This is a genomic window from Amycolatopsis sp. NPDC005003, from assembly GCF_053600695.1.
On the sequence record NZ_JBSGAI010000035.1, the window covers coordinates 1 to 21,571 of the forward strand.

The following is a 21,571-nucleotide window of genomic DNA, read 5'->3' on the forward strand; positions in this document are numbered from 1 at the left end:
GGGGACAGTGAACCACGAAGCGTGTGTGAAAACCGCTGGCTGACGTCGGCGTGACGACCGGGCGTGCGACGATGGCGGCGTGCTCACCCCCGAGCTCCTTGACCGTGGAGACGAAACCGGCCATCGACACCGCGCTGGTGCGGCGGCTGGTCGACACACAGTTCCCGCAGTGGGCCGGGCTGCCGCTGACCCGGTACCCGCAGGCCGGCTCGGATCACGTGATCCACCGGCTGGGTGCGGAGCTGTCGGTGCGGCTGCCCCGCCACGCCGGCGCGATCGGGCAGGCGGAGAAGGAAGCCGAGTGGCTGCCGCGGCTGGCGCCGCACCTGCCGCTGGCGGTTCCCGAACCGGTGGCGGTGGGGCGACCGGGCTTCGGCTATCCGTGGCCGTGGGCGGTGTCGCGCTGGCTGGACGGCGAGGTGGCCACCGTCTCGGCGCTGTCGGGGTCGCACGAGGCCGCCGTCGAGCTGGCCGGGTTCCTGACCGCGCTGAACCGGTTCCACGGCGAGACCGCGCACGTCGCCGGCCGTCCGCTGGCCACCCGGGACACCGCGACCCGGGCCGCCATCGAGCAGGTCGGCGCCGCGTTCGACAGCGCGGCGCTGACCGGGCTGTGGGAGACCGCGCTCGCGGCCCCCGCCTGGGCGGGGCCACCGGTCTGGTGCCACGGCGACTTCCACACGGGCAACCTGCTGACCACCGGCGGCCGCCTCAGCGCGGTCATCGACTTCGGCGAACTCGGCGTCGGCGACCCGGCGTGCGACCTGACGATCGCCTTCACGCTCCTGTCCGCGGAAACGCGAGCGACGTTCCGCGCCGCGCTCGACGTCGACGGCGCCACCTGGACCCGTGGCCGCGGCTGGGCGCTGGCGACCGGGTTGAACGCCTACGTGCACTACGCCGCCGTCGACCCGCGGGTCGCGGCGCAGACGACCCGCCAGATCACCGAGGCCCTCGCCGGATGAGGGTCAGTACTCCTTCTTGATGACGAAGTAGGAGCCGCGGATGGTGCCGGCCAGCTTCGACTTCTGGCGGGCGAACTTGAACGACGCCAGCTCCTCGGGGACGTCCATCCCGTCGGAGAGCTTGAAACCGACCGCTCGCTTCCCGCCGTCGTCCACGGTGTACAGGACGTTGACCGACAGGCCGTTCTCGTAGAACACGTAGGCCCACCGGACGTTCTCGACCTGGAACTCGGTCGCCTCGAGCGGGCGCGAGGCGATGACGATGCCGCGTTCTTCGTCGAGGATGCGGTGCACCCGGTCGATGGTCGCCTGCGCCTCGGCGGCGGGCTCGACGGTGAAGACGTGGTCGTACTTGTTCTTGAAGTACCTGGCTTCGTTCGCCCGCAGCCCGGCCAGCGCCTCCGCGACCGGCGACGACTCCAGGCCGTCCGTCGATACGGTGTCGAAGTCCACGGTGTGGGGCATGACGATCCTCCGCTGTGTCCGGGTCGGGCTCAGCGTAGGTCCTCTCCGGAAAAAAGTCCGGGAGGAGTGTCGGATCGCGGCGGCGGCGTTCGTGGTCGAGGTGAAGCAGGCACGAGGAAAGGATTCTGTATGCAGTATCTCGTCTCCGTGATCGACGACAAGGCCGACCCCGGCCGCACCGACCGGCAGCCCGCCATCAGCGAGTTCAACGACCGGCTGATCGCCGAGGGCTACTGGGTCTTCGCGGGCGGGCTCGCGGACACCGACGCGGCCACGGTCGTCGACAACCGGGGTGAGCAGGCGGTGATCAGCGACGGGCCGTTCGTCGAGTCGAAGGAGTACCTCGCCGGTGTCTGGGTGTGGGACGTCCCCGATCTGGACGTCGCGCTCAAGCTGGCCGCCGAGGCGTCGAAGGTCTGTGACCGGAAGATCGAAGTGCGGCCCTTCCGGTGACCGGTGCGCAGGAAGCGGTGATCCGGGCCCACCGCGGCGAGTGGGCCCGGGTGGTGGCCGCGCTGACCCGGCGGTTCGGCGACCTCGACGTCGCCGAGGAGGCGGCGGCCGAGGCGTTCGCGACCGCCGTCGAGCGGTGGCCGGCCGACGGCGTGCCCCCGAACCCCGGCGCCTGGCTTACCACCACCGCCGTCCGCAAGGCCATCGACCGGATCCGGCGCGAGAACAAGCGCGACGACAAGCACAAGGAGGCCCGGACGGTGTACGACGACACCCCGCCGGAGCCGGCCGGCGCCATCGACGACGACCGGCTCCGGCTGATCTTCACGTGCTGCCACCCGGCGCTGGCGACGCCCGCCCGCGTGGCCTTGACGCTGCGCCTGGTCGGCGGCCTGACCGTGCCCGAGATCGCCCGCGCCTTCCTGGTCAAGGAGACCGCGCTGGAGCAGCGGATCACCCGCGCGAAGGCCAAGATCAAGGCGGCGCGCATCCCGTACCGCGTGCCGTCCGCCGAGGACCTCCCGGACCGCGTGGCCGGCGTGCTCACCGTCCTCTACCTGGTCTTCAACGAGGGCTACCTGGCGACCGGCCCCGGCACCGACCCGATCCGGCAGGACCTCACCGCCGAGGCGATCCGGCTCACCCGCCTGGTCCACGCCCTCCTCCCGGACGACGGCGAGGTGACCGGCCTGCTGGCGCTGATGCTGCTCATCGAGGCCCGCCGCCCGGCCCGGGTGTCGGCGGGCGAGCTGGTCGCGCTCGACGAGCAGGACCGCGGAACCTGGGACACGGCGATGATCGCCGAGGGCCACCGGCTGGTGCGCGAGCGCCTCGCCGCCGGGGTGGTGCCGGGCCGCTACCAGATCCTCGCGGCGATCAACGCCGTGCACACGTCCGCCCGCGACATCCGCGACACGGACTGGTCGCAGGTCGTCGCCCTGTACGACCAGCTGGCCCGCGTCGACGCCTCGCCGGTGGTGACCCTCAACCGGGCGATCGCGGTCGCCGAGCTCGACGGCCCGGAGGTGGCACTCGCGGCGGTCGACCGGCTCGAAGACCGGCTGGCCGGTTATCACGCCTACCACGTGACCCGCGCCGACTTGCTGAGGCGGCTGGGCCGCGGCGAGGAAGCCCGTGCGGCCTATGACACCGCCATCGAGCTGGCGGGCAACACGGCCGAGATCGCGTACCTGACGCGCCGCCGGGATCAGCTGGGGTAGCCGGTGACCCGGCGCCGGCCTCCGGTCGCCGCGAAAAGGCTTCGCCGGAAGCTCCAGGCCGATCCGGGGCCGGGCCGTGTCACGGCCGTGATCACCGCCCCGCAGGCTGTACCGAATGCGAACTGGGGTGTTCTTGCGCTGGGCGGCGCATCCGCTGACGGTCGGTGCCACGGCCGTGCTGCTGCTCAACGACCACGTGCTCAAACCGGCGTGGCCGGGGCTCGTCACCGGCAAGCTCAGCGACGTGGCCGGGCTGGTGGCCGCCCCGCCGGTGCTGGGGCTGCTGCTCGGCCTGTTCCTGACCGCCCGGGCCGGCGCCGCGGCCGCGGTGCTGGCGACCGGGGCCGGATTCGCCGTGGTCAAGCTGACGTCGTGGGGCGCCGGCGTCGCTTCGGCGGCGTGGTCGGTCGTCAACGGGCCGTCGGTGGTCCTGGCCGACCCGGCCGACCTGGTCGCGCTGCCCGCGCTGGGCCTTTCCTGGTGGGCTTGGCGCCGGGTGACGGGGGCCCCGCCCCTGCCGGACGGCCTGGCGTTCCGGGTGCGGGTGGTGGTCGCGGTGCCGTGCACGGTGCTGGCGATCACCGCGACGTCGGCGCCCGGAGACCTGACCCCGGCGGTCGAATCCGTGCGGAGCGAGGGGTCGCAGGTCGTGATCGAGGCGGCCGGGGGGATCTACGGTTCCGCCTCGGGCGTCGACGGCTGGAAGTACCTTTCGCAGGTGCCGCAGACGGACCCGGGGTCGTCGCCGAAGCGGCAGGCCGAAGCGTGCGTGCCCGACGTGCCCGCACACTGCTACCGGGTGCGCGGGACCGCCGATCTCGATCTGCAGGGGATGGTGCCGAGTGGTGGCCGCCTGCCCGGCGTCGACGAAACGACCGACGGCGGCCGGATCTGGCAAACCGCCTGGGAACTGCCCGCCGCCCGGTGGCCGTTCGTCCTGCGTCAGCACCCGTTCGCGGGCGGGGTGATGCACCTGTCCAAAGTGGGCAGTGTGGAGCTCGTCGTCCGCGCCGTCCCGGGTGGGCACGAGGTGATCATGGCCAACGGGGTGGAAGGGCTGGTGGTCCGCGACGCCGGCGGTGCCTGGCGGCGCGTCCCCGTCGTGGTCGCCGAGACCGGGCTGGACATCCGGCCGGCGCCGCTCACCGGGTTCGGCCGGGTGATCGGGGACAGCGTGCTGAGCGCCGGGTTGCTCGCCCTGCTCGCCCTGCTGATCGGCACGACGGTGGCGGCCGGCCGGGTGCGTGCCCGGATCGGCCGCGGGTTCACCGCCGTGGTCCCGCTCGTCCTGCTCATCGTGCTGGGGCTGCCGGTCGTCGGCGGGGTGGCGTTCTTCACCTCGGACTCCGGGGCGGCGACCGGACCTTGGCTGGTGACCATGCTGTGCCTGATCGGCATCGGTGCCGGGCTCACCTTGGGGCAGCCGCTGCTGCACCGGCCGCGCATGACCGTCGTCGTCGCGGCCGCCGTCCTGACCGGGCTGGCGTACACCGGGCCGATGCTGGGCTGGACGGTGGGCCACCCGCAGGAGCGCGGCCAGGCCCTCGATCTCGCCCTGATCCTCGCCGCGGCCTGCCTGCCGGTGATCCTCGCGGCCGGCTGGTGGGCCGGCGCCCGCGACCCGGCCCGTCCACCGGCGGATCCGCCGTGGCCGCGCCTGCCGTCCGGGCCGCCGTGGCCGGTCGATCCGCCCGGCGCGGGGCGAGAGTCCTAGCGCGCCCGCGTCGTCAAGCGGACTTCGCGTCGTGGACGATCGTGGCCACGGCGTGGGGGTCGGGGACGGTGATCGTCACGGTCCGGCCGGTGTACAAGGTGAGCCGCAGGGCGGGCCCGGTGCGGAGCGTGTAGTAGGTGTGGCGCGGGGTCCACCAGAACCCGAGCGGCAGCCGCCACAGGGACGGCGTCAGGTCCGTCACCTCGGCGCGCTCGATCTCGTCGAGGCGGTAGGTGCGGTGTGGCCGGCCGAACGCGCCGCAGTGGACCGAAACCCCGTTCGGGCCCGCGGCCGTCCTGACCCGCAGGCCGGCCAGCGCGATGCCGAGCACGACGGCCGCGGCCGTGGCCAGCGGGACGGCGGGGCCGGCCGGGTCGAGCCAGTCGCCGTGCGACAGGCCGCCCAGCGACAGCAGCGGCACCGCCAGTGCGGCGGCGAGCACCACGAGCAGCGGCCAGTTCGTCACGCGGCCGGTGTAGACCGAATACCGGCCGGGGCCGGGGAGCGCCGTCATGGGGCACCGTCCTTTCGACGTCAGGTCAGCTTCTCGATGAGGCGAAGGAGGTCGTTGCGCCCCAAGCCGTGCCGGCGGGCGATGGTCACGAGCGCCTGCGCGGCCTCGGTGACCGGACCCGGTTCCGTGACGGCGGACGCCACCCGCGCCCCGCGGCCCCGGCGGAACTCCAGCACACCGTCGTCGCGCAGCTGCCGGTAGGCGGCCAAGACGGTGTTGCGGTCGACCGAAAGCGCCTTGGCCAGCTCGGCCGCGGGAGGCAGCTGCTCGCCGACGGCCAGCTCTCCCGAAGCGACGCCCCGCCGCACGCACGCCACGATCTGGAGGGGCAGCGCCTCCCTCGACGAGTGATCCACTTCCCATCTCATGGTGCTAGTATTATTAGCACCATATGGCCGGGTCGGTCAACGGCGGCGCGGCGTTGGCGCGCGGCTACCGCGAAACCCTGACCCGGTGGATCATCGCGCGAGCGGGGTCGCTCACGAGCCGGCCCCACAACGACGCCGCACCGACCGAGACGGTCAGCAGCGCGACGCTGCCCGCGATGTCGAGGACGTAGTGGTTCCCCGTGGCGAGCACGTCCGCCGTCATCAGCAGCGGGAACGACCACGCCGACCACGCCAGCCGCGGGTGCGTGTCCCGGAGCGCGGTCCACACCGCGAACGCGCACCACAGCGACCAGCCCACGTGCATGCTGGGCATCGCCGTGTAGTGGGTCGGCTTGGTCCAGCTCTCCACCTCGAAGATGTCGTACCTGGCCACGATGTCCACCGCGCCCGGCAGCGCGAACCGCGGTGGCGACATCGGTACCGCCCAGTACACCGGCAGCACCAGGGCCGTCATCGCCAGCATCGTCCGGCGGACCCGCGGGTAGACGGCGGAGTGCCGGACGAACACCCACAGCAGGACTCCCGCGACCACCACGTAGTACAGCCGGTACAGGTACACCGCCGGGTGCGCGAGGGCCGGGTGGCCGGCCAGCCAGCCGTTCACGCCCCGCTCGATGCCGAGGTGCGCCAGGTCTTCGATGGACTGCAGGGCCAGCGCATTCGCGGTGGCGGCCGAGAAGTCCTTGCCCACGGCGGCGTCGAGACGCGCGAACAGCAGGAACCAGAGCAGCAGGAAGACCAGCTCGCCGGCCGCCCGGAAGAGGGCCGCCTTCACGCCGGCAGGGTCCGCCGCAGGAACTCCGTCGTCAGCTCCCACGCCCGCGCCGCCGCTTCGGGGTGGTGGAACATCGGGGCCACGTTGTTGTGGAACGCGTGCCCCGCCTCCTCCTGCACGTGGATCTCCGCCCCGGGGTGCGCGGCCACCGCCCGCTCCACCACGGCCACATCGGACCGCGGGATGTACGGGTCCTGGCCGCCGAAGTGGAACTGGATCGGGCAGCCGACCCGGGAAAGACCGTCGATCTGCTCCGCCACCGTCGAGCCGTAGAACGACACCGCCACGTCCGGGTCGCCCTCGGCCGCCGCCGCGAACGCCAGGGAGCCGCCCAGGCAGAAGCCCAGGACTCCCACGCCACCGGTCACCGACGGCAGGGACCGCAGGTGGGCGACCGTGGCCAGGACGTCCGCCAGTCCCAACGCCGGGTCGAAGGAGCCCGCCACCTCCATCGAGGCCGCGACGCCGGCTTCGTCGTGCGTCGACGACCAGCCGGGGGCCGTCCGCCAGAACAGCTCGGGGACCGCCACCACGTACCCCGCGGCGGCCAGGTCCGACGCCACCGAGCGCAGGTAGTCGTCCAGGCCGAAGATCTCCTGGACCAGCACCAGGCCGGGCCCGCTGCCGGACGGGGGGTGCCACATCGGGAGGTCGCTCAGCATCGGGTTCGTCACCCGATCACCGTACTGGTTCCGCGGCCGGGAGCGTCCTAAGTTGAGGTGCCGACCAAGGAGGCGTGATGGCTGAGCAGACCAAATACGTCCTGGACGAAAGCGATCTCCCCACGCAGTGGTACAACGTTATCCCCGACCTGCCCGAGCCGCCGCCACCGCCGCTGCACCCCGGCACGCGCGAGCCCGTCGGCCCGGACGACCTCGCGCCGCTGTTCCCGCAGGCGCTCATCGCCCAGGAAGTGACGACTGATCGCTATGTCGACATCCCGGCGGAGGTCCGGGAGGTCTACCGGCTCTGGCGCCCGTCGCCGCTGTTCCGGGCGCGACGGCTCGAGAAGGCGCTGGGCACCCCCGCGCGGATCTACTACAAGTACGAAGGCGTCAGCCCGGTCGGCTCCCACAAGCCGAACACCGCTGTGCCGCAAGCGTTCTACAACGCGGCCGAAGGCGTGACGCGGCTGACCACGGAGACCGGTGCCGGCCAGTGGGGCAGCGCGCTCGCCTTCGCCTGCGCCCAGTACGGCATCGAGTGCGAGGTCTGGCAGGTGCGCGCGTCCTACGACCAGAAGCCGTACCGCAAGCTGATGATGGAGACGTTCGGCGCGACCGTCCACCCGAGCCCGTCGGAGCTGACCGAGTCCGGCCGGGCGATCCTCAAGCAGCACCCCGACTCCACCGGCAGTCTCGGCATCGCGATCAGCGAGGCGGTCGAGCAGGCGGCGCAGGACCCGAATGCGCGCTACGCGCTGGGCAGCGTCCTCAACCACGTGCTGCTGCACCAGACGGTGATCGGCGAGGAAGCACTGAAGCAGTTCGAGCTGGCCGGTGACACGCCGGACGTGCTCGTCGGCTGCACCGGCGGCGGCTCCAACTTCGGCGGGCTCGCCTTCCCGTTCCTGCGCGAGAAACTGGCCGGCCGGATGGACCCGGTGATCCGCGCGGTCGAGCCGGCCGCGTGTCCCTCCCTCACCCGGGGGAAATACGCCTACGACTTCGGCGACACCGCGGGGCTCACGCCGTTGCTGAAGATGCACACGCTCGGCCACGAGTTCATCCCGGACCCGATCCACGCGGGCGGCCTGCGCTACCACGGGATGTCGCCGCTGATCTCGCACATCTACGAGCTCGGCCTGATCGAAGCGATCGCGATCGGGCAGCAGGAGTGCTTCGCGGCCGGGGTGCGGTTCGCGCGGTCCGAGGGCATCATCCCGGCCCCCGAGCCCACCCACGCGCTCGCGGCGTGCATCCAGGAAGCGTTGCGGTGCAAGGAAACCGGGGAGGAGAAGGTGATCCTCACGGCACTGTGCGGCCACGCCCACCTCGACCTCCCGGCGTACGGCGCCTATCTCGCCGGGAACATGGTGGACGACGAACTGTCCGAGGCGACCCTCGAGGAATCCCTCGCCACCCTGCCCTAACGCCGTCAGAGCGTGTCGGGGATCTCCGGGCGGGTCAGCTCAGTGCGGGCGGTCGCCAGGACCACGCGGTCGCGGCCGCCCGCCTTGGCCTCGAACACGGCGTCGTCCGCCGCCTGCAGCAGGATCGTGTACTCCGTCGCCGTTTCCGGGTACACCGCCGCGCCGATCGAGGCCGTCAGGCCGCTGATCACCTCGGGCTTGCCCGGGCGGATCACCGGAACCGGCACCTCGATCCGCGCGATCGCGGTCCGGATGCGGTCCGCGACGGACGCGATCTCCGCGCTGGTCGTGCCCGGGAGCAGCACCACGAACTCGTCGCCGCCGAAGCGGCCGACGTAGTCGCCGCCGCGCACCGAGCCCTGGATCGCCGCCGCGACCGCGCGCAGGACCTCGTCGCCGGCCAGGTGGCCGTTGCCGTCGTCGATGGCCTTGAAGTGGTCGATGTCGATCATCAGCACGCCCGCGGTCGAGGACAGCTCCGCCGCGCGGGCCAGCTCGTTGCGGGCCAGCTGGACCCAGAACTCCGGCGCCAGCAGCGACGTCTTGGAATCCGTGCGCGCGGCCGCCTGGAACTGGGGGAGCAGCAGGCCGATGTGGAGCGCCACCGGCGTCACCATGAGCACCGGCAGCAGCCACGGCCGGACCGTCATCACCAGCGCGATGCCGCAGCCGACGCCGACCGCGGCCAGCACGATCAGCACGTCCGACGGGTTGCCGAACGCCTGCCGCGGCGGCTTCCCCGGGTTGCTCATCAGGATCGCCACGATCACCAGCACGTAGTTCAGGCCGAAGTAGACGATCCCGGACGTCAGCAGTGCGAGCATCCCGCCGAAGCCGTCCAGGTAAGGCACGAAGGGCGCCAAGTGCCCGGTGCCCGCCCAAAGAACTGCCCCGGCGGCGGCGCAAGCGAGGATTACCGTCGCACCGGAGAACACTTTCCGGTGAATGACGCCCCGCCGTTTGTAGACGCGGACCCATGAATGGGCATAACTGACGACGATGACCAGCGTGGCCAGCGGCGGCGGCAGCAGGAGCAGCCCGGCGAAGATCCAGATCGACTGCAGGTGCATGTGGGGACGGCCGTCGGCGGCCAGCTCGCGGATGCGCTCGATGCGTTGTGCCGCTTCGAGGTGCACGATTTCGCCGGCGAGGATCAGTCCACACCAGAGCAGCGATTGAGTGGTGACCGGCACCAGCCCGGCCGTCGCGAGGACCGCGATCAGTGCCAGTGCGTCGACGAGGAGGACATAGCCGAACACCGGAGTGGCCAGCTTCCACATCGCCCACGTTCGGAAACCCGATCGTGGAGGTTCTGAGCTGGGCTTTCGCCCTGGGGACCCGGACAATCCCACGAAACGCCCTTCTGCTCAGGATGGAACTCTTCGCAGAATTCGTCACTGTAATCGAATGAACGCGGTGTGTCACTAGGCTGGTCGGGCTACCGCTCGGTCACGCACCGTGCAAAACCCTTTCGCGAACTGGAGAAATCATGTCGCACTTCCTGCCCAACGCCAACATCGTCCCGTCCCGCCGCCGCGCGCAGCGGCCGACCGACTGGACCCGGCAGCTCCCCACCGACTGGACCCGCGCGATCCCGACCGACTGGACCGCCCGTGAACTGCCGACCGACTGGACCGCGCGGCAACTGCCGACCGACTGGACCGCCCGCGAGCTGCCCACCGATTGGACCCACCCGGGCGTCGCGCCGGCGCAGTGCCCGACCGACTGGACCCCGCGCCGCATCCCGACCGACTGGACCCGGCACTGAGCGGTGCCCGGTGACCGGCCTCCGCGCACCGGTCACCGGGCACCCGCGCCGGTCACCGAACAGCGGCACCGGCCGCTGAGGATCCGCAGGTCCGTGCCGGTGCGGCCCGGAACTGTCGGTCCCCGCCGGTAGCGTGGGAACCGGGGGCTGCCCAGTCAGGCCGGCTGCGCCCGCCGCCACCAGCGGGCCGCGCCGAAGGCCGCCACCACGCCGATCGCCCCGGCTCCCGCGACGACGCCGTGCGGGGCCACGTGCTCGGCCGCCAGGCCGGCCAGCACCACACCGAGCCCCTGCGAAACCCGCAATGCCGTCAGCGCGAACCCGAACGCCTGTGCCCGCTGGGTGTCCGGGGTGAGCTGCACGAACGTCGTGTTGGCGATCAAGTTGTACGAACTGGCCACTCCGGAGAGCGTGAACAGCGCCAAAGTGGCCGCCAGGTCCGGTTCGAACGCGCAGCCCAGCAGCGCCGCGCACGCCAGTACCGCGAGCGGCCCCAGCAGGCCGCCCCGCTGCGTCGGCGGGATCCGCGACAGCGCCGCCATGCCGAGCACGTTCCCCAGGGCGAACGCCCCGAGCAGCAACCCGACGACCACCGCGCCCCCGCCGAGCTCGGCGGCGTACGGCGCGGCGATCGCCTCGCCCGCGATGTAGCTCCCCGACACGCACCCCAGTGCCACCAGCGCGAGCCGGCGCCGGTCGCCGACCACCACCGTCCAGCCCGCCCGGACGTGCCCCCACCACCGCACGCCGGAGGTTTCGCGCGGCGGCCGCGGCCGCAGGCCGGCGACCAGGAACAGGGCCGACGCCGCGAAGCTCGCCGCGTCGGCCAAGAGCGCGCCGCCGGTGCCCAGACCGGCCACGAGGAGCCCACCGAGCGCGAACCCGGCGACCTGGCCGGCCTGCACCAGCATCATCAGCAGACCCATCCCGGGCACGAACGTCTCGCCCGGCAGCACCTGCGGCAGCAGCGCGGCGCGCGCCGAGTTCCAGACCGGGTTGAACAGCTGGACGCCGACCAGCAGTGCCGCCACCACGGGCAGCGGCAGGTCCGGCACCGCCATCACGGCGACCGCGAGGGCCCGCAGGACGTCGGCCAGCACCATCACCGTCCGCGGCGGGTGCCGGTCGGCCAGCCCGGACAGCAGCGGCCCGCCGACGAGGTCGGGCAGGAACGTCAGCGCGTAGGTCAGCGCGGCCCAGCCCGGCGAGTTCGTGCGGTCGTAGACCAGGATCGACAGGGCGACCCGGGCCAGCTGGTCGCCGGTGACCGAGACGAGCTGGGCGGAGAACAGCGCCCGGAACTCGGTCACCGCGAGGACGTCCCGGAACCCCACCGCGCGCGCCGTCATGGGCACTCAGGGTACCGCCGCGAACGCCGACGGTGAACGTCCGTTAGGAGGTCACTGACCCCCGCCGCAGACGATCTTCGGCTGCGGGTTGTAGTGGACCGTGCGGGTCGAGCGGCCGACCTCGCGGCCGGTGGCGACGTCCTTCAGCACGCGGGTGTCGGTGGTGGTGAACCCCGGCGCGCCGTTCGAGGCGTGGCAGTTCTCGGCCGGTCCCGGCTTGGGCTGCGGGTCGCTCTGGTTGGTCTGCGCGCCCGGGATCGACTCGACGGTGTAGCGCTTGGTGCCCCACAGTTTCACGGTGATCGACGACGGCGTCCAGATCGTCTGGATCGCGATGCCGGTCGGCGAGTCGTTGGTGAACTTCAGGTCGATGACGCTGGAGCCGTTGGGGTTCTGGAACACCGTCGCTTCCCGCGCGGCGGGGTAGCGGCTGATGTAGTAGCTGTGCTCCTTGTGTCCTGCGTCCTTCAGCCCGGCGAAGTACGACGCGTTGTACAGCGTGGTCGCGAGCTGCGACAGGCCGCCGCCGACCTCGCGGCCGGGGGCGCCGTCCTTGATGACGCCCGCCTCCACGTAGCCCTGTGCCGTGCCGCGCGGCCCGGTGAAGCCGTTGAGGCTGAAGGTTTCCCCCGGCTTGACGATGGCGCCGTTGATCTTCTGCGCGCCGACGCGGATGTTGATCCCGGACTCGGGGGCGAAGCCGCCGGTGGTGAACTCGCCGACGACCTCCTTGATGCCGAGCTGGTTCGCCTGGTCGGTGGTCACCTTCGCCGGGCTGTCCTTGTAGACGGCCGGGATCTCGCGGCCGTCGGTCTTCTTCAGCACGTCGGGCAGCGGCTTGAGGCTGGGGTCCCAGTCGATGGTCCGGCCGTCGGTGGAGGGGTCGACCGTGGGCTTGCCGCCTTCGAAGACGACGGTCGCGTCCTTGCCCTCCTTCTCGGTGGACTTCAGCTGCGGCCCGGCGGCTTCGGCGATCTTCTTGTTGTCGATCTTCGGGTTCAGCCCGCCGCCTTCGGCCGGTTCGAAGGTGATCGCCGCGGCGATCGCCTCCGGCTTCACGGTGGCGACCTTGCCCTCGCCCTTGACCAGCAGCGGCCCGGACACGGCAGGCCGCGCGAAGCCGTCGAGTGCCGCCTGGACGGCTTCGGGTGTGGTGCGGACCGGCGTGCTGGTCACCGGCAGTTCCAGGGTTTCCCCGCTCGCCCACTTTTCGACGACGGCGGCGGTCGCGGCCGGCACGTCGAGCTTCTGTCCGGTTTTCGGTGGTACGGCGACCGGCGTGGCGCCCTCGAACTTCACGGTGCCCTCGACCGGGTCGCGGTCGACCTGGCCGCGCAGCGACTCCAGCGCGGCGGTGAGCTTCGCGTTGTCGGCGTGGCTGACGACGCCGACCTCGCGGCTGGAGAAGAAGGAGGACAGCCGCGTGAACGGGTTCAGCGGCTGCTCGCCGGCCTGGTCGAGGGTCTGCGGCCAGTCGAGCTTCAGCCCGGCGAGCGTCGGCGCCAGCGTGCCCTGGTACTCGCCCGCGGTGACGGCGATCGGGCGGGTGAGCCGCGGCTCGATCTTCCCGCGCAGTTCCTGCTCGGCCGCCTCGCGGCCCATCCCGCCGACGTCGACGCCGGCCACGGTCACCCCGCGCGGGACGCTGCCCTGGCTGATCAGGATGTCGATCCCGTAGATCGCGACGAGCACGGCGAACACCCCGCCCGCGATCAAGCCGGCCTTGCGGAAGGAGCGCTTCGCCGCGGAGGGATCCGGCTGCGGCTCGGGCCGGACGGCCGGCAGGACGACGGTCTGCTCAGCGTCTGAGTCGGGCCAGTGCGGTTCGTACGGCAACTCTCCACCCCTTCAACGCGGCACCGGGTTGCGACGGTGACGGGAACAGCGTACGGGGCACCCGGACAAGCCGTATCACTCGCCCTAATGGGGGATGAATCGGTCACAGCCGGGCGTCAGCGGGCGTCCGGTTCGGGGTTGTGGCCGGCCCGGGCCAGGAAATCGAAGTCGCAACCTTCGTCGGCCTGCGTGATGTGTTCGGTGTAGAGCGCGCCGTACCCGCGTTCGAACCGGGGAGGCGGCGCCGTCCACTCGGCACGCCGTCGCGCCAGCTCCTCATCGGACACCTCGAGCCGCAGGGTGCGCGAAGGAACGTCCAAGGTGATCAGGTCGCCGTCGCGGACCAGGGCCAGCGGGCCGCCGACGTGCGACTCGGGCGCCACGTGCAGGACGCAGGCGCCGTAGCTCGTCCCGCTCATCCGCGCGTCGGAGATCCGGACCATGTCCCGCACGCCCTGTTCGAGCAGGTGCGCGGGGATCGGCAGCATCCCGTACTCCGGCATGCCGGGGCCGCCGAGCGGGCCGGAGCCGCGCAGCACCAGCACCGAGTCCGCGGTGATCGACGGGTCGTCGATCCGCTTCTTGAGGTCGGGGTAGTTCTCGAACACGACGGCCGGGCCGGTGTGCGTCAGCAGGTGCTCCTCGGCCGCGATGTGCTTGATCACCGCGCCCGAGGGCGCCAGGTTGCCGTGCAGCACCGCGACCCCGCCCTCGGCCGCCACCGGGTTGTCCCGCGTGCGGATGACGTCGTCGTCGTGCACGCGCGCGTCGGCGAGGTTCTCGCCGAGGGTGCGGCCGGTGACGGTGAGCCGCTCGGGGTGCAGCAGGTCGGTCAGCCGCGACAGCAGCCCGGGCAGGCCGCCGGCGTAGTAGAAGTCCTCCATCAGCCAGTCGCCGCCGGGCCGGATGTTCGCCAGCACCGGCACGCGCCGGGCGATCGCGTCGAAGTCCGCCAGACCGAGCGGGATCCCGCTGCGGCCGGCCATCGCGATCAGGTGGATCACGGCGTTGGTCGAGCCGCCGAGCGCGAGCACGGTGGTGATCGCGTCGGCGTACGCGCGCTTGTCCAGCACCTGGGTGATGGTGAGGTCCTCCCAGACCATGCCGACGATCCGCGCGCCGCTGGCGGCGGCCATCCGGTGGTGCGCCGAGTCGACGGCGGGGATCGACGCGGCGCCCGGCAGCGTCACGCCGAGGACCTCGGCGGCCGAGGTCATGGTCGACGCCGTCCCCATCGTCATGCAGTGCCCCGGTGACCGGGCCAGCCCGCGCTCCAGTTCGGACATTTCGGCGTCGCCGATCAGCCCGGCGCGCTTGTCGTCCCAGTACTTCCACATGTCGGTGCCGCTGCCGAGGACCTCGTTGCGCCAGTGGCCGCGCAGCATCGGCCCGGCCGGGACGAAGATGGCGGGCAGCCCCGCGCTGGTCGCGCCCATCAGCAGCGCCGGCGTGGTCTTGTCGCAGCCGCCCATCAGGACGGCGCCGTCGATCGGGTAGGACCGGAGGATCTCCTCGGTCTCCATGGCCAGCAGGTTGCGGTAGAGCATCGGGGTCGGCTTCTGGTAGGTCTCCGACAGCGTGGCGACCGGGAACTCCAGCGGGAAGCCGCCGGCCTGCCAGACGCCGCGCTTGACCTGCTCGGCGCGTTCGCGCAGGTGCATGTGGCAGGGGTTGATGTCCGACCAGGTGTTGAGGATGCCGATGACCGGTTTGCCGAGGTGCTCTTCCGGGTTGTAGCCGAGCTGGCGGCTGCGGGCGCGGTGGCTGAAGTTGCGCAGTTCGTCGCCGCCGAACCACCGGTGGCTGCGGAGTTCCTCGGGTCGTTTCATGGGATCCAGTATGGCATCTGATATACGATCGGTGGGCCTGGTTGAATTGGGGTTCACAGATCGAGGGAGCGCGCCATGACCGGGACGTTCAGCCTGCCCGCCTCCCGGACCGAAGTGGTCCTGGAGGAGATCCGCCGCGGCATCCTGACCCGGGAGCTGGTGCCGGGCCAGCCGCTGGTCGAGGCGGAGCTCGCCGCCCGGCTCGGCGTGTCGAAGACCCCGGTGCGCGAGGCCCTCAAGGTGCTGTCGAACTCCGGGCTGGTGACGTTCAGCCCGTACAAGGGCGCGTCGGTGATCACGGTCGACGCCGAGCTCGCGAAGTCGGTCTACGACGTGCGGATGGTGCTCGAGCCCGAGGCCGTCCGGCGGACCGTCGGGCGGCACGACCCCGAGCTGCTGGAAGACGCGGCCGAGGCGCTGAAGGAGGCGTCGACGGCGATCGCGGACAAGGACCAGGCCGCGCTGAGCCTGCTGAACCGCCGGTTCCACCGCGCCCTCTACTCGGGCTGCGGCAACCCGCTGCTGGTCAGCATCCTCGACGACCTCAAGGACCGCGCGGCGCTGATCAGCGTCGTCGGCTGGGAGGCCAACCCCAGCTGGAAGAAGGAGTGGACCGAGCACAAGGCGGTCCTCGCGGCGGCGAAGAAGGGTGACGCCGAGGGCGCGGCCGCGCTGCTGCGCGACCACATCGGCGGGTTCCTCGAACGGGTGCTGAAGGCCATCGGATGAGGCTGCTGCTCATCTCGGACACCCACCTGCCGGCCCGCGCCCGCGAGCTGCCGCCGCAGGTGTGGGCCGAGGTGGCGGCCGCCGACGTCGTCGTGCACGCGGGCGACTGGGTCGACGTCGCCCTGCTGGACGAGCTCGAGGAGCGCAGCAAGCGACTGATCGGCGTGTACGGCAACAACGACGGCCCGGCGCTGCGGGCCCGGCTGCCGGAGATCGCCCGGGCCGAGCTCGGCGGCGTGCGCCTGGCCGTGATTCACGAGACGGGCGCCAAGCAGGGCCGCGAGCAGCGGTGTGCCGCGCAGTTCCCGGACACCGACGTGCTGGTCTTCGGCCACAGCCACATCCCGTGGGACACGGTGGCGCCGTCCGGGCTCCGCCTGCTGAACCCGGGGTCGCCGACCGACCGCCGTCGTCAGCCGTACTGCACGTACCAGACGGCCGCGGTGCGCGACGGCGCCTTGGTGGACGTCGAGCTGCATCAACTGCCCCGGAAGGGGTAGACAGGTCCCATGGATCCGGCATGGGCGTTGCGGGAGATCGCGTTCCAGCTCGAGCGCGCGGGCGAGCCGACCTACCGCGTCCGGGCGTTCCGGAACGCGGCGGCGACGGTCGACAAGACCGGCGCCGAGAAGCTGGCGCAGATGGCGGAGAACGGCACGCTGACGTCGTTGCCGGGGATCGGCAAGGCCACCGCGGGGGTGATCGAGGACGCGCTGGCGGGCCGTGATCCGGCGTACCGCGGGAAGATCGTCGCCAAGGAACTGCCGAGCGGAGAGCCGCTGCGCTCGGCCCTGCGCGGCGACTGCCACACCCATTCGGACTGGTCGGACGGCGGGAGCTCGATCGGCGAGATGGCGGTGGCGGGCCGGGACGTCGGCCACGAGTACATGGTGCTGACCGACCACTCCCCGCGGCTGACGGTCGCGAACGGGCTGTCCGCGGACCGGTTGCGGACGCAGATGCAGATCGTCGCCAAGGCCAACGAGCTGATGGCACCGTTCCGGCTGCTGCAGGGCATCGAGGTCGACATCCTCGACGACGGTTCGCTCGACCAGGAAGAGGAACTGCTGGGGGAGCTGGACTTCGTGGTGGCGAGCGTGCACTCGAAGCTGCGGATGCCCTCGCGCGACATGACCCGCCGGATGGTGGCGGCGGTCCGGAACCCGCACGTGCGGGTGCTGGGCCACTGCACCGGACGGCTGGTGGTCGGCCGCGGGCGGCCGGAGTCGGAGTTCGACGCGGAAGCGGTGTTCACGGCGTGCCGGGAGAACGGTGTCGCGGTGGAGATCAACTCGCGCCCGGAGCGCCTCGACCCGCCGATGCGGTTGCTGCGGCTGGCGGCGGAGATCGGCTGCGACTTCACGATCGACAGCGACGCGCACGCGCCGGGGCAGCTCGACTGGCTGGGGTACGGGTGCGAGCGCGCGATCAAGGCGGGGATCGGGCCGGAGCGCATCCTCAACACCCGTACGGCGGATGCGCTCCTGACCCGGTAGCCCGGCTAGTTGATCGTGTACGAGTCGCCGTAGACCTTCCACTTCAGCGGGGTGTGCAGGTCGAAGTTCCCTTCGTTGAGGAACTTCAGCTGCTCGGTGTCGACGCGGGAGGTGTCCGCGTGGGCCTCCTCCTGCTTCATGATCACCTTGCGGGCGGCGAAGAACGCCTTGAGGTACGTCGCCTCGTCGCCGCCCTGGGCCGGGGTCTTCGCCTTCTTCATCGCGGCCTTGCGGATGCCGCCGAAGCTGTCGGAGCTGTCGCCGGGGCCGTGCATCACGATCGCGTCGTAGTAGGCGAACTGGCCGAGGTTGCTCAGCCCGTCCGCCTTGCCCTGGTTCACCGAGGGGTTGAAGTAGACGCGGTCGCGCTCGTTGTTCTGCGCCGTCTGGAACGCCGTCGTCGCCGCGGCCTGCTTCCACGCGCTCTCGAACGCCGACCCCAGGCCCGCGTGCGAGTCCGTGCCGTTCACCTTGCGCAGCGCCGGGAGGTATTTGGCAAGCGGGTTGTTCGGCACCGAGTTCGTGTACGCCTCGACGAGTTCGAGCATGTCGCCGGTGCCGGAGCAGAAGCCGATGATGCCCGCGGTGTACCCGCGGCCGTCGCCGATGTCTTCGATGTACTTGTACTGCGCTTTCCAGTCCAGCGACGAGTTTTCCGCGCTGGAGACCAGCTTCATCGCGATCTCCTTCTTGGCCGGGGCCGAAAGGTCGCCGGCGGCCTGCACCGCTGTGCTGGTCGCGGCCACCGGCGCCGGGGCGGCCGAGGAGAAGGCGGGCGTGGTGATCACGAGGGCCGCGACGGACGCGGCGCCGAGCGTGCCGATGAGGACCGGCCGCAACTTCTTGCTCATGGGTGAGGAACCCTTTCCGCGGGATGCGCCGTCGGATCACGGCGGTACGGATGGTGCGGGTGGAGCTGCGGCGTAGCGACACGGTAGCGAAGAGTCAGCGAGCTCCACAAGAGGCGGAATCCGTTCATGTTCGTGAACGGTCCAGACCACTTTTCGCAGGGTCCGCAAAGGACGATCAGCGCACCCCGGCGAAGAGGCGGATGACGTCCGGCAGCACCGACACCGGGATCGTCGGGTCGATCGCGCGCTGCACGCCGAGCCCGATGCCGAGGCTGAGCAACGCCGTCGCGGCGTCGTCGGCCGACATCGGGAGCGTGATCCCGAAGCGCTCGGCGTACCCGGTGAGCAGGCCGGCGATGGTGTCGCGGATCGCCTTGTCCCGCGCCGCCAGCTCGGCGCGCACGTGCGGGTCGCGCCGCGCGTTCACGGCGAACTCGACCTCCAGGGCGGTCCAGGCCTCGTCGCCGATGCTGCGCTCGGCCCACGTCTGGAACGCCGTCAGCAGTCCTTCCACGCCCTCGGCGCCGGCCAGTGCCTCGGCGATGAGGGCGACCTGCTCGTCGTGGATCCGGTCGAGCACGGTGAGGCAGAGCTCGGGCTTGCTGCGGAAGTTCGAATACACCGCGCCCTTCGAATACCCGGCCTCGTCGGCGACCTTCTCCAGCGACGTCACCGAGTAGCCCTCGCGCAGGAACAGCAGCTTGGCGGTCTCGATCAGCTGCTCGCGGGTGCGCGCCTGGCTTTCCGCGCGGGTGAGTCGGGCCATGCGGCCAACTCTAGCGAACTTCGGAATCGGGGTACCGCTGGTTTTCAGATACTGTTAGTCTCCGAAAAATGGAACAACGTCACTTCGCGGTCCTCGTCGTCGGTGCCGGGGCGTCGGGGCTGGGTGCCGCCATCCGCCTCTCCCAGGCCGGTGTCGGCGACCTCGCCGTGCTGGAGAAGGCCGACGCGCTCGGCGGGACCTGGCGCGACAACACCTACCCCGGCTGCGCCTGCGACGTCCCGTCCGCGCTGTACTCGTACTCCTTCGCACCCAATCCCGAGTGGACGCGCGCGTTCGCCGGCCAGGCCGAGATCCGGGCCTACCTGGAGGAGACGGCCGCGCGCTTCGGCGTCACCGGGAAGATCCGCTACGGCGTCGAGGTGACGCGCGCGCAGTGGAACGCCCGGGAGTCCCGGTGGGAGCTGGAGACGTCGCGAGGTCCGTACACCGCCCGGATCCTGGTCGCCGGCACCGGTCCCTGGCACGAACCGCTGATCCCGGACTTGCCGGGCCTCGGCGGCTTCCCCGGCGAGGTCTTCCACTCCGCCCGCTGGAACCACGGCTACGACCTGACCGGCAAGCGCGTGGCGGTGATCGGCACCGGTGCGTCCGCGGTCCAGTTCGTCCCCGAGATCGTGCCCCGCGTGGGGCGGCTGCACCTGTTCCAGCGCACCGCGCAATGGGTCCTGCCGAAGCCCGACCACCCGGTCCCCGGCGTCGAGCGGTTCCTGCTGCGCCGGTTCCCGGCCCTGCAGCGAGCCCTGCGCGGCGCCGAGTACGGCCTGATGGAGACGCTCGGCTTCGGCTTCCGGCACCCGTGGCTGCTGCGGCAGGTGCAGAAGATCGGGCTGGCCCACCTGCGCCGGTCGGTCCGCGACCCCGCGCTGCGCGCGGCTCTGACACCGGACTACACGCTCGGCTGCAAGCGCCTGCTGATGTCCAACACGTACTACCGGTCGCTGACCCGGTCCCATGTGGACGTTCACCCGACGGCGGTGCGGTCCGTCGCCGGTAATCGGGTGATCGGCGCCGACGGCTCGTCGGCGGAGGTCGACGCGATCATCTTCGGCACGGGCTTCCACATCCTCGACATGCCGGTGTCGGCTCGCGTGTTCGACGCCGACGGCCGCAGCCTCGACGACCACTGGAAGGGCAGCCCGCAGGCCTACCTCGGGACGGCGGTGACCGGCTTCCCGAACCTGTACCTGCTGCTCGGGCCCAGCCTCGGCACCGGGCACTCGTCGGCGTTCACGATCGTCGAGGCGCAGCTGCGGCACACGGTCGCGGCGGTCACCCGGACGCTGCGCGCGGAGGGGACGTCGCTGTCGGTCCGCCCCGAAGCGCAGGCGGCGTTCAACGCCGACGTCCAGCGGGCCCTGCCGGGCACGGTCTACCAGTCCGGCGGCTGCTCGAGCTACTACACCGACGTCAACGGCCGCAACAGCTTCAGCTGGCCCTTCTCCACCGGACGGCTGCGGTCGCAGGTGGGCGAGTTTCGCGAGGCCGACTACGAGATCAGGAGTGCGCATGCGGTATCCGGCGATTGAGGTGCGCGACGCGGTGGTCGCGATCACCGGCGGCGCCAGGGGAATCGGCCGCGCGACGGCCGCCGAGTTCGCGGCACGGGGCGCCACGGTGTGCGTCGGCGACCTCGACACCGCTTCCGGCGTGCCGTCCTTCCCGCTGGACGTCACGAACCGTGAGTCCTTCGACGCGTTCACCGCCGCCGTCACCGAGCGGTTCGGGCGGATCGACGTCCTGGTCAACAACGCGGGCGTGATGCCGCTCGGCGACTTCCTCGAGGAGCCCGACGCGGTGGGCCGGACCACCCTGGACGTCAACGTGCAGGGGCTCGTGCACGGGCTGCGGTCCGTCCTGCCCGGGATGATCGCGCGCGGCCGCGGGCACGTCGTCAACGTGGCCTCGATGGCCGGGAAGATCCCGCTGCCGGGCATGGCGGTCTACAACGCGAGCAAGTTCGCCGCGGTCGGGCTGACCGCGGCGGTGCGGCGCGAGTACGCGGCGACCGGCGTCAGCGTCAGCGCGGTGCTGCCCGGCGCGGTTCGCACGGAACTGGCGTCCGGGGTGCGGCTGGGCGGGGCACTGCCCACAGTGGACCCGGAAGACGTCGCCCGGGCGATCGCGGGCACCCTCCGGACCCGCCGGGCGGAGACGGCGGTGCCGCGCTGGCTCGGCGCCTGGGACCTCCTGGCCGCGCTGACGCCCGAGCCGGTGATGGCCTGGGCGCGTGGCCTGCTCGGCGACGACCGGGCCCTGAAGGAACTGGACCCGGACGCCCGCGCGGCTTACGTCCGACGGGTTTCGGCGCAGGTCAGACCCCTCGTGAGTGGTAATTAGGG

22 protein-coding genes are annotated in these 21,571 nt (G+C 71.7%); 11 read left to right on the plus strand and 11 right to left on the minus strand.

Going from position 1 to position 21,571, the window contains the following annotated elements; translation table 11 throughout:
• Window positions 1-104: 104 nt before the first annotated feature.
• Window positions 105-965, plus strand: a complete 861-nt coding sequence (locus ACWED2_RS33165; RefSeq protein WP_449694448.1) for an aminoglycoside phosphotransferase family protein — start codon at window positions 105-107, stop codon at window positions 963-965.
• Window positions 966-968: 3 nt separating this feature from the next.
• Here ACWED2_RS33165 and ACWED2_RS33170 read toward each other — a convergent pair whose 3' ends face one another.
• Entirely contained in the window at window positions 969-1,430 is a 462-nt protein-coding gene (locus ACWED2_RS33170; protein WP_449694449.1) for a phage tail protein, read from the minus strand.
• A gap of 129 nt (window positions 1,431-1,559) precedes the next feature.
• Here ACWED2_RS33170 and ACWED2_RS33175 point away from each other — a divergent pair, with 129 nt between their 5' ends.
• From ACWED2_RS33175 to ACWED2_RS33185, 3 genes are all read left to right on the plus strand, one after another.
• On the plus strand, window positions 1,560-1,883 hold the full coding sequence (locus ACWED2_RS33175) for a YciI family protein (RefSeq protein ID WP_449694450.1): 324 nt from the start codon (window positions 1,560-1,562) through the stop codon (window positions 1,881-1,883).
• Complete coding sequence (locus tag ACWED2_RS33180; RefSeq protein ID WP_449694451.1) at window positions 1,880-3,103, plus strand: RNA polymerase sigma factor; 1,224 nt, start codon at window positions 1,880-1,882, stop codon at window positions 3,101-3,103. Before ACWED2_RS33175 ends, ACWED2_RS33180 begins: the two co-directional genes overlap by 4 nt.
• A 115-nt stretch (window positions 3,104-3,218) precedes the next feature.
• Window positions 3,219-4,817: a hypothetical protein gene (locus tag ACWED2_RS33185; RefSeq protein WP_449694452.1), complete on the plus strand. Its 1,599-nt coding sequence runs from the start codon at window positions 3,219-3,221 to the stop codon at window positions 4,815-4,817.
• Between the two features lie 13 nt (window positions 4,818-4,830).
• On the opposite strand, the gene ACWED2_RS33190 is transcribed toward ACWED2_RS33185, so the two are convergent.
• The 4 genes from ACWED2_RS33190 to ACWED2_RS33205 all read right to left on the minus strand — a co-directional run bounded on the left by ACWED2_RS33190 (window position 4,831) and on the right by ACWED2_RS33205 (window position 7,157).
• On the minus strand, window positions 4,831-5,331 hold the full coding sequence (locus ACWED2_RS33190; RefSeq protein WP_449694453.1) for a hypothetical protein: 501 nt from the start codon (window positions 5,329-5,331) through the stop codon (window positions 4,831-4,833).
• A gap of 20 nt (window positions 5,332-5,351) precedes the next feature.
• Window positions 5,352-5,699 carry a GntR family transcriptional regulator gene (locus ACWED2_RS33195; protein WP_449694454.1) on the minus strand — a complete coding sequence of 116 codons (348 nt, stop codon included), beginning with the start codon at window positions 5,697-5,699 and terminating at the stop codon, window positions 5,352-5,354.
• Between the two features lie 64 nt (window positions 5,700-5,763).
• Window positions 5,764-6,495 carry a phosphatase PAP2 family protein gene (locus ACWED2_RS33200; RefSeq protein WP_449694455.1) on the minus strand — a complete coding sequence of 244 codons (732 nt, stop codon included), beginning with the start codon at window positions 6,493-6,495 and terminating at the stop codon, window positions 5,764-5,766.
• Window positions 6,492-7,157 carry a dienelactone hydrolase family protein gene (locus ACWED2_RS33205; protein ID WP_449694546.1) on the minus strand — a complete coding sequence of 222 codons (666 nt, stop codon included), beginning with the start codon at window positions 7,155-7,157 and terminating at the stop codon, window positions 6,492-6,494. The genes ACWED2_RS33200 and ACWED2_RS33205 overlap by 4 nt, the downstream gene beginning before the upstream one ends.
• 77 nt (window positions 7,158-7,234) lie before the next feature.
• Between ACWED2_RS33205 and ACWED2_RS33210 the strand changes: the two genes are divergently transcribed.
• On the plus strand, window positions 7,235-8,587 hold the full coding sequence (locus tag ACWED2_RS33210) for a TrpB-like pyridoxal phosphate-dependent enzyme (RefSeq protein ID WP_449694456.1): 1,353 nt from the start codon (window positions 7,235-7,237) through the stop codon (window positions 8,585-8,587).
• Window positions 8,588-8,592: 5 nt separating this feature from the next.
• Here the strand turns inward: ACWED2_RS33210 and ACWED2_RS33215 are convergent, their stop codons facing one another.
• Window positions 8,593-9,867 carry a diguanylate cyclase gene (locus ACWED2_RS33215; protein WP_449694457.1) on the minus strand — a complete coding sequence of 425 codons (1,275 nt, stop codon included), beginning with the start codon at window positions 9,865-9,867 and terminating at the stop codon, window positions 8,593-8,595.
• A 209-nt stretch (window positions 9,868-10,076) separates the two neighbouring features.
• On the opposite strand from ACWED2_RS33215, the gene ACWED2_RS33220 reads away from it, so the two are divergent.
• Window positions 10,077-10,355 carry a hypothetical protein gene (locus tag ACWED2_RS33220; RefSeq protein ID WP_449694458.1) on the plus strand — a complete coding sequence of 93 codons (279 nt, stop codon included), beginning with the start codon at window positions 10,077-10,079 and terminating at the stop codon, window positions 10,353-10,355.
• A 155-nt stretch (window positions 10,356-10,510) separates the two neighbouring features.
• Here ACWED2_RS33220 and ACWED2_RS33225 read toward each other — a convergent pair whose 3' ends face one another.
• The 3 genes from ACWED2_RS33225 to araD all read right to left on the minus strand — a co-directional run bounded on the left by ACWED2_RS33225 (window position 10,511) and on the right by araD (window position 15,369).
• Entirely contained in the window at window positions 10,511-11,704 is a 1,194-nt protein-coding gene (locus ACWED2_RS33225; protein ID WP_449694459.1) for an MFS transporter, read from the minus strand.
• Window positions 11,705-11,755: 51 nt separating this feature from the next.
• Window positions 11,756-13,540, minus strand: a complete 1,785-nt coding sequence (locus ACWED2_RS33230; RefSeq protein WP_449694460.1) for a VanW family protein — start codon at window positions 13,538-13,540, stop codon at window positions 11,756-11,758.
• 116 nt (window positions 13,541-13,656) lie between these two features.
• Window positions 13,657-15,369: an L-arabinonate dehydratase gene (araD, locus tag ACWED2_RS33235; protein ID WP_449694461.1), complete on the minus strand. Its 1,713-nt coding sequence runs from the start codon at window positions 15,367-15,369 to the stop codon at window positions 13,657-13,659.
• Between the two features lie 75 nt (window positions 15,370-15,444).
• Between araD and ACWED2_RS33240 the strand changes: the two genes are divergently transcribed.
• From ACWED2_RS33240 to ACWED2_RS33250, 3 genes are read left to right on the plus strand one after another with little or no spacing between them, the layout of a single operon-like run.
• The gene (locus tag ACWED2_RS33240) at window positions 15,445-16,098 is read left to right on the plus strand and encodes a GntR family transcriptional regulator (protein WP_449694462.1); all 654 of its coding nucleotides are present in this window, start codon (window positions 15,445-15,447) and stop codon (window positions 16,096-16,098) included.
• A complete protein-coding gene (locus ACWED2_RS33245) occupies window positions 16,095-16,598 on the plus strand; it encodes a metallophosphoesterase family protein (protein WP_449665016.1) in 504 nt (167 codons plus the stop codon). The genes ACWED2_RS33240 and ACWED2_RS33245 overlap by 4 nt, the downstream gene beginning before the upstream one ends.
• Before the next feature lie 9 nt (window positions 16,599-16,607).
• A complete protein-coding gene (locus ACWED2_RS33250; protein ID WP_449694463.1) occupies window positions 16,608-17,594 on the plus strand; it encodes a PHP domain-containing protein in 987 nt (328 codons plus the stop codon).
• A gap of 5 nt (window positions 17,595-17,599) precedes the next feature.
• Here the strand turns inward: ACWED2_RS33250 and ACWED2_RS33255 are convergent, their stop codons facing one another.
• Both ACWED2_RS33255 and ACWED2_RS33260 read right to left on the minus strand, forming a co-directional pair.
• Window positions 17,600-18,445 (minus strand): chitosanase, encoded by an 846-nt coding sequence (locus tag ACWED2_RS33255; protein WP_449694464.1) that lies wholly within the window; start codon window positions 18,443-18,445, stop codon window positions 17,600-17,602.
• A 175-nt stretch (window positions 18,446-18,620) separates the two neighbouring features.
• Window positions 18,621-19,211, minus strand: coding sequence for a TetR/AcrR family transcriptional regulator (locus ACWED2_RS33260; protein WP_449694465.1), 591 nt, complete (start codon window positions 19,209-19,211; stop codon window positions 18,621-18,623).
• A 68-nt stretch (window positions 19,212-19,279) separates the two neighbouring features.
• Between ACWED2_RS33260 and ACWED2_RS33265 the strand changes: the two genes are divergently transcribed.
• Both ACWED2_RS33265 and ACWED2_RS33270 read left to right on the plus strand, forming a co-directional pair.
• Complete coding sequence (locus tag ACWED2_RS33265) at window positions 19,280-20,758, plus strand: flavin-containing monooxygenase (protein ID WP_449694466.1); 1,479 nt, start codon at window positions 19,280-19,282, stop codon at window positions 20,756-20,758.
• The gene (locus ACWED2_RS33270) at window positions 20,739-21,569 is read left to right on the plus strand and encodes an SDR family oxidoreductase (RefSeq protein ID WP_449694467.1); all 831 of its coding nucleotides are present in this window, start codon (window positions 20,739-20,741) and stop codon (window positions 21,567-21,569) included. Before ACWED2_RS33265 ends, ACWED2_RS33270 begins: the two co-directional genes overlap by 20 nt.
• Window positions 21,570-21,571: the final 2 nt, after the last annotated feature.

Excerpts from the sequence above, each read along its gene's own strand:
- ACWED2_RS33240 (WP_449694462.1), top strand. The coding sequence starts at position 15,445 with ATGACCGGGACGTTCAGCCTGCCCGCCTCCCGGACCGAAGTGGTCCTG.
- ACWED2_RS33225 (WP_449694459.1), bottom strand. The coding sequence starts at position 11,704 with ATGACGGCGCGCGCGGTGGGGTTCCGGGACGTCCTCGCGGTGACCGAG.
- ACWED2_RS33210 (WP_449694456.1), top strand. The coding sequence starts at position 7,235 with ATGGCTGAGCAGACCAAATACGTCCTGGACGAAAGCGATCTCCCCACG.
- ACWED2_RS33175 (WP_449694450.1), top strand. The coding sequence starts at position 1,560 with ATGCAGTATCTCGTCTCCGTGATCGACGACAAGGCCGACCCCGGCCGC.
- ACWED2_RS33195 (WP_449694454.1), bottom strand. The coding sequence starts at position 5,699 with ATGAGATGGGAAGTGGATCACTCGTCGAGGGAGGCGCTGCCCCTCCAG.
- ACWED2_RS33185 (WP_449694452.1), top strand. The coding sequence starts at position 3,219 with ATGCGAACTGGGGTGTTCTTGCGCTGGGCGGCGCATCCGCTGACGGTC.
- araD (WP_449694461.1), bottom strand. The coding sequence starts at position 15,369 with ATGAAACGACCCGAGGAACTCCGCAGCCACCGGTGGTTCGGCGGCGAC.
- ACWED2_RS33270 (WP_449694467.1), top strand. The coding sequence starts at position 20,739 with ATGCGGTATCCGGCGATTGAGGTGCGCGACGCGGTGGTCGCGATCACC.
- ACWED2_RS33190 (WP_449694453.1), bottom strand. The coding sequence starts at position 5,331 with ATGACGGCGCTCCCCGGCCCCGGCCGGTATTCGGTCTACACCGGCCGC.
- ACWED2_RS33170 (WP_449694449.1), bottom strand. The coding sequence starts at position 1,430 with ATGCCCCACACCGTGGACTTCGACACCGTATCGACGGACGGCCTGGAG.
- ACWED2_RS33265 (WP_449694466.1), top strand. The coding sequence starts at position 19,280 with ATGGAACAACGTCACTTCGCGGTCCTCGTCGTCGGTGCCGGGGCGTCG.
- ACWED2_RS33215 (WP_449694457.1), bottom strand. The coding sequence starts at position 9,867 with ATGTGGAAGCTGGCCACTCCGGTGTTCGGCTATGTCCTCCTCGTCGAC.
- ACWED2_RS33250 (WP_449694463.1), top strand. The coding sequence starts at position 16,608 with ATGGATCCGGCATGGGCGTTGCGGGAGATCGCGTTCCAGCTCGAGCGC.
- ACWED2_RS33260 (WP_449694465.1), bottom strand. The coding sequence starts at position 19,211 with ATGGCCCGACTCACCCGCGCGGAAAGCCAGGCGCGCACCCGCGAGCAG.
- ACWED2_RS33245 (WP_449665016.1), top strand. The coding sequence starts at position 16,095 with ATGAGGCTGCTGCTCATCTCGGACACCCACCTGCCGGCCCGCGCCCGC.
- ACWED2_RS33255 (WP_449694464.1), bottom strand. The coding sequence starts at position 18,445 with ATGAGCAAGAAGTTGCGGCCGGTCCTCATCGGCACGCTCGGCGCCGCG.
- ACWED2_RS33205 (WP_449694546.1), bottom strand. The coding sequence starts at position 7,157 with ATGCTGAGCGACCTCCCGATGTGGCACCCCCCGTCCGGCAGCGGGCCC.
- ACWED2_RS33220 (WP_449694458.1), top strand. The coding sequence starts at position 10,077 with ATGTCGCACTTCCTGCCCAACGCCAACATCGTCCCGTCCCGCCGCCGC.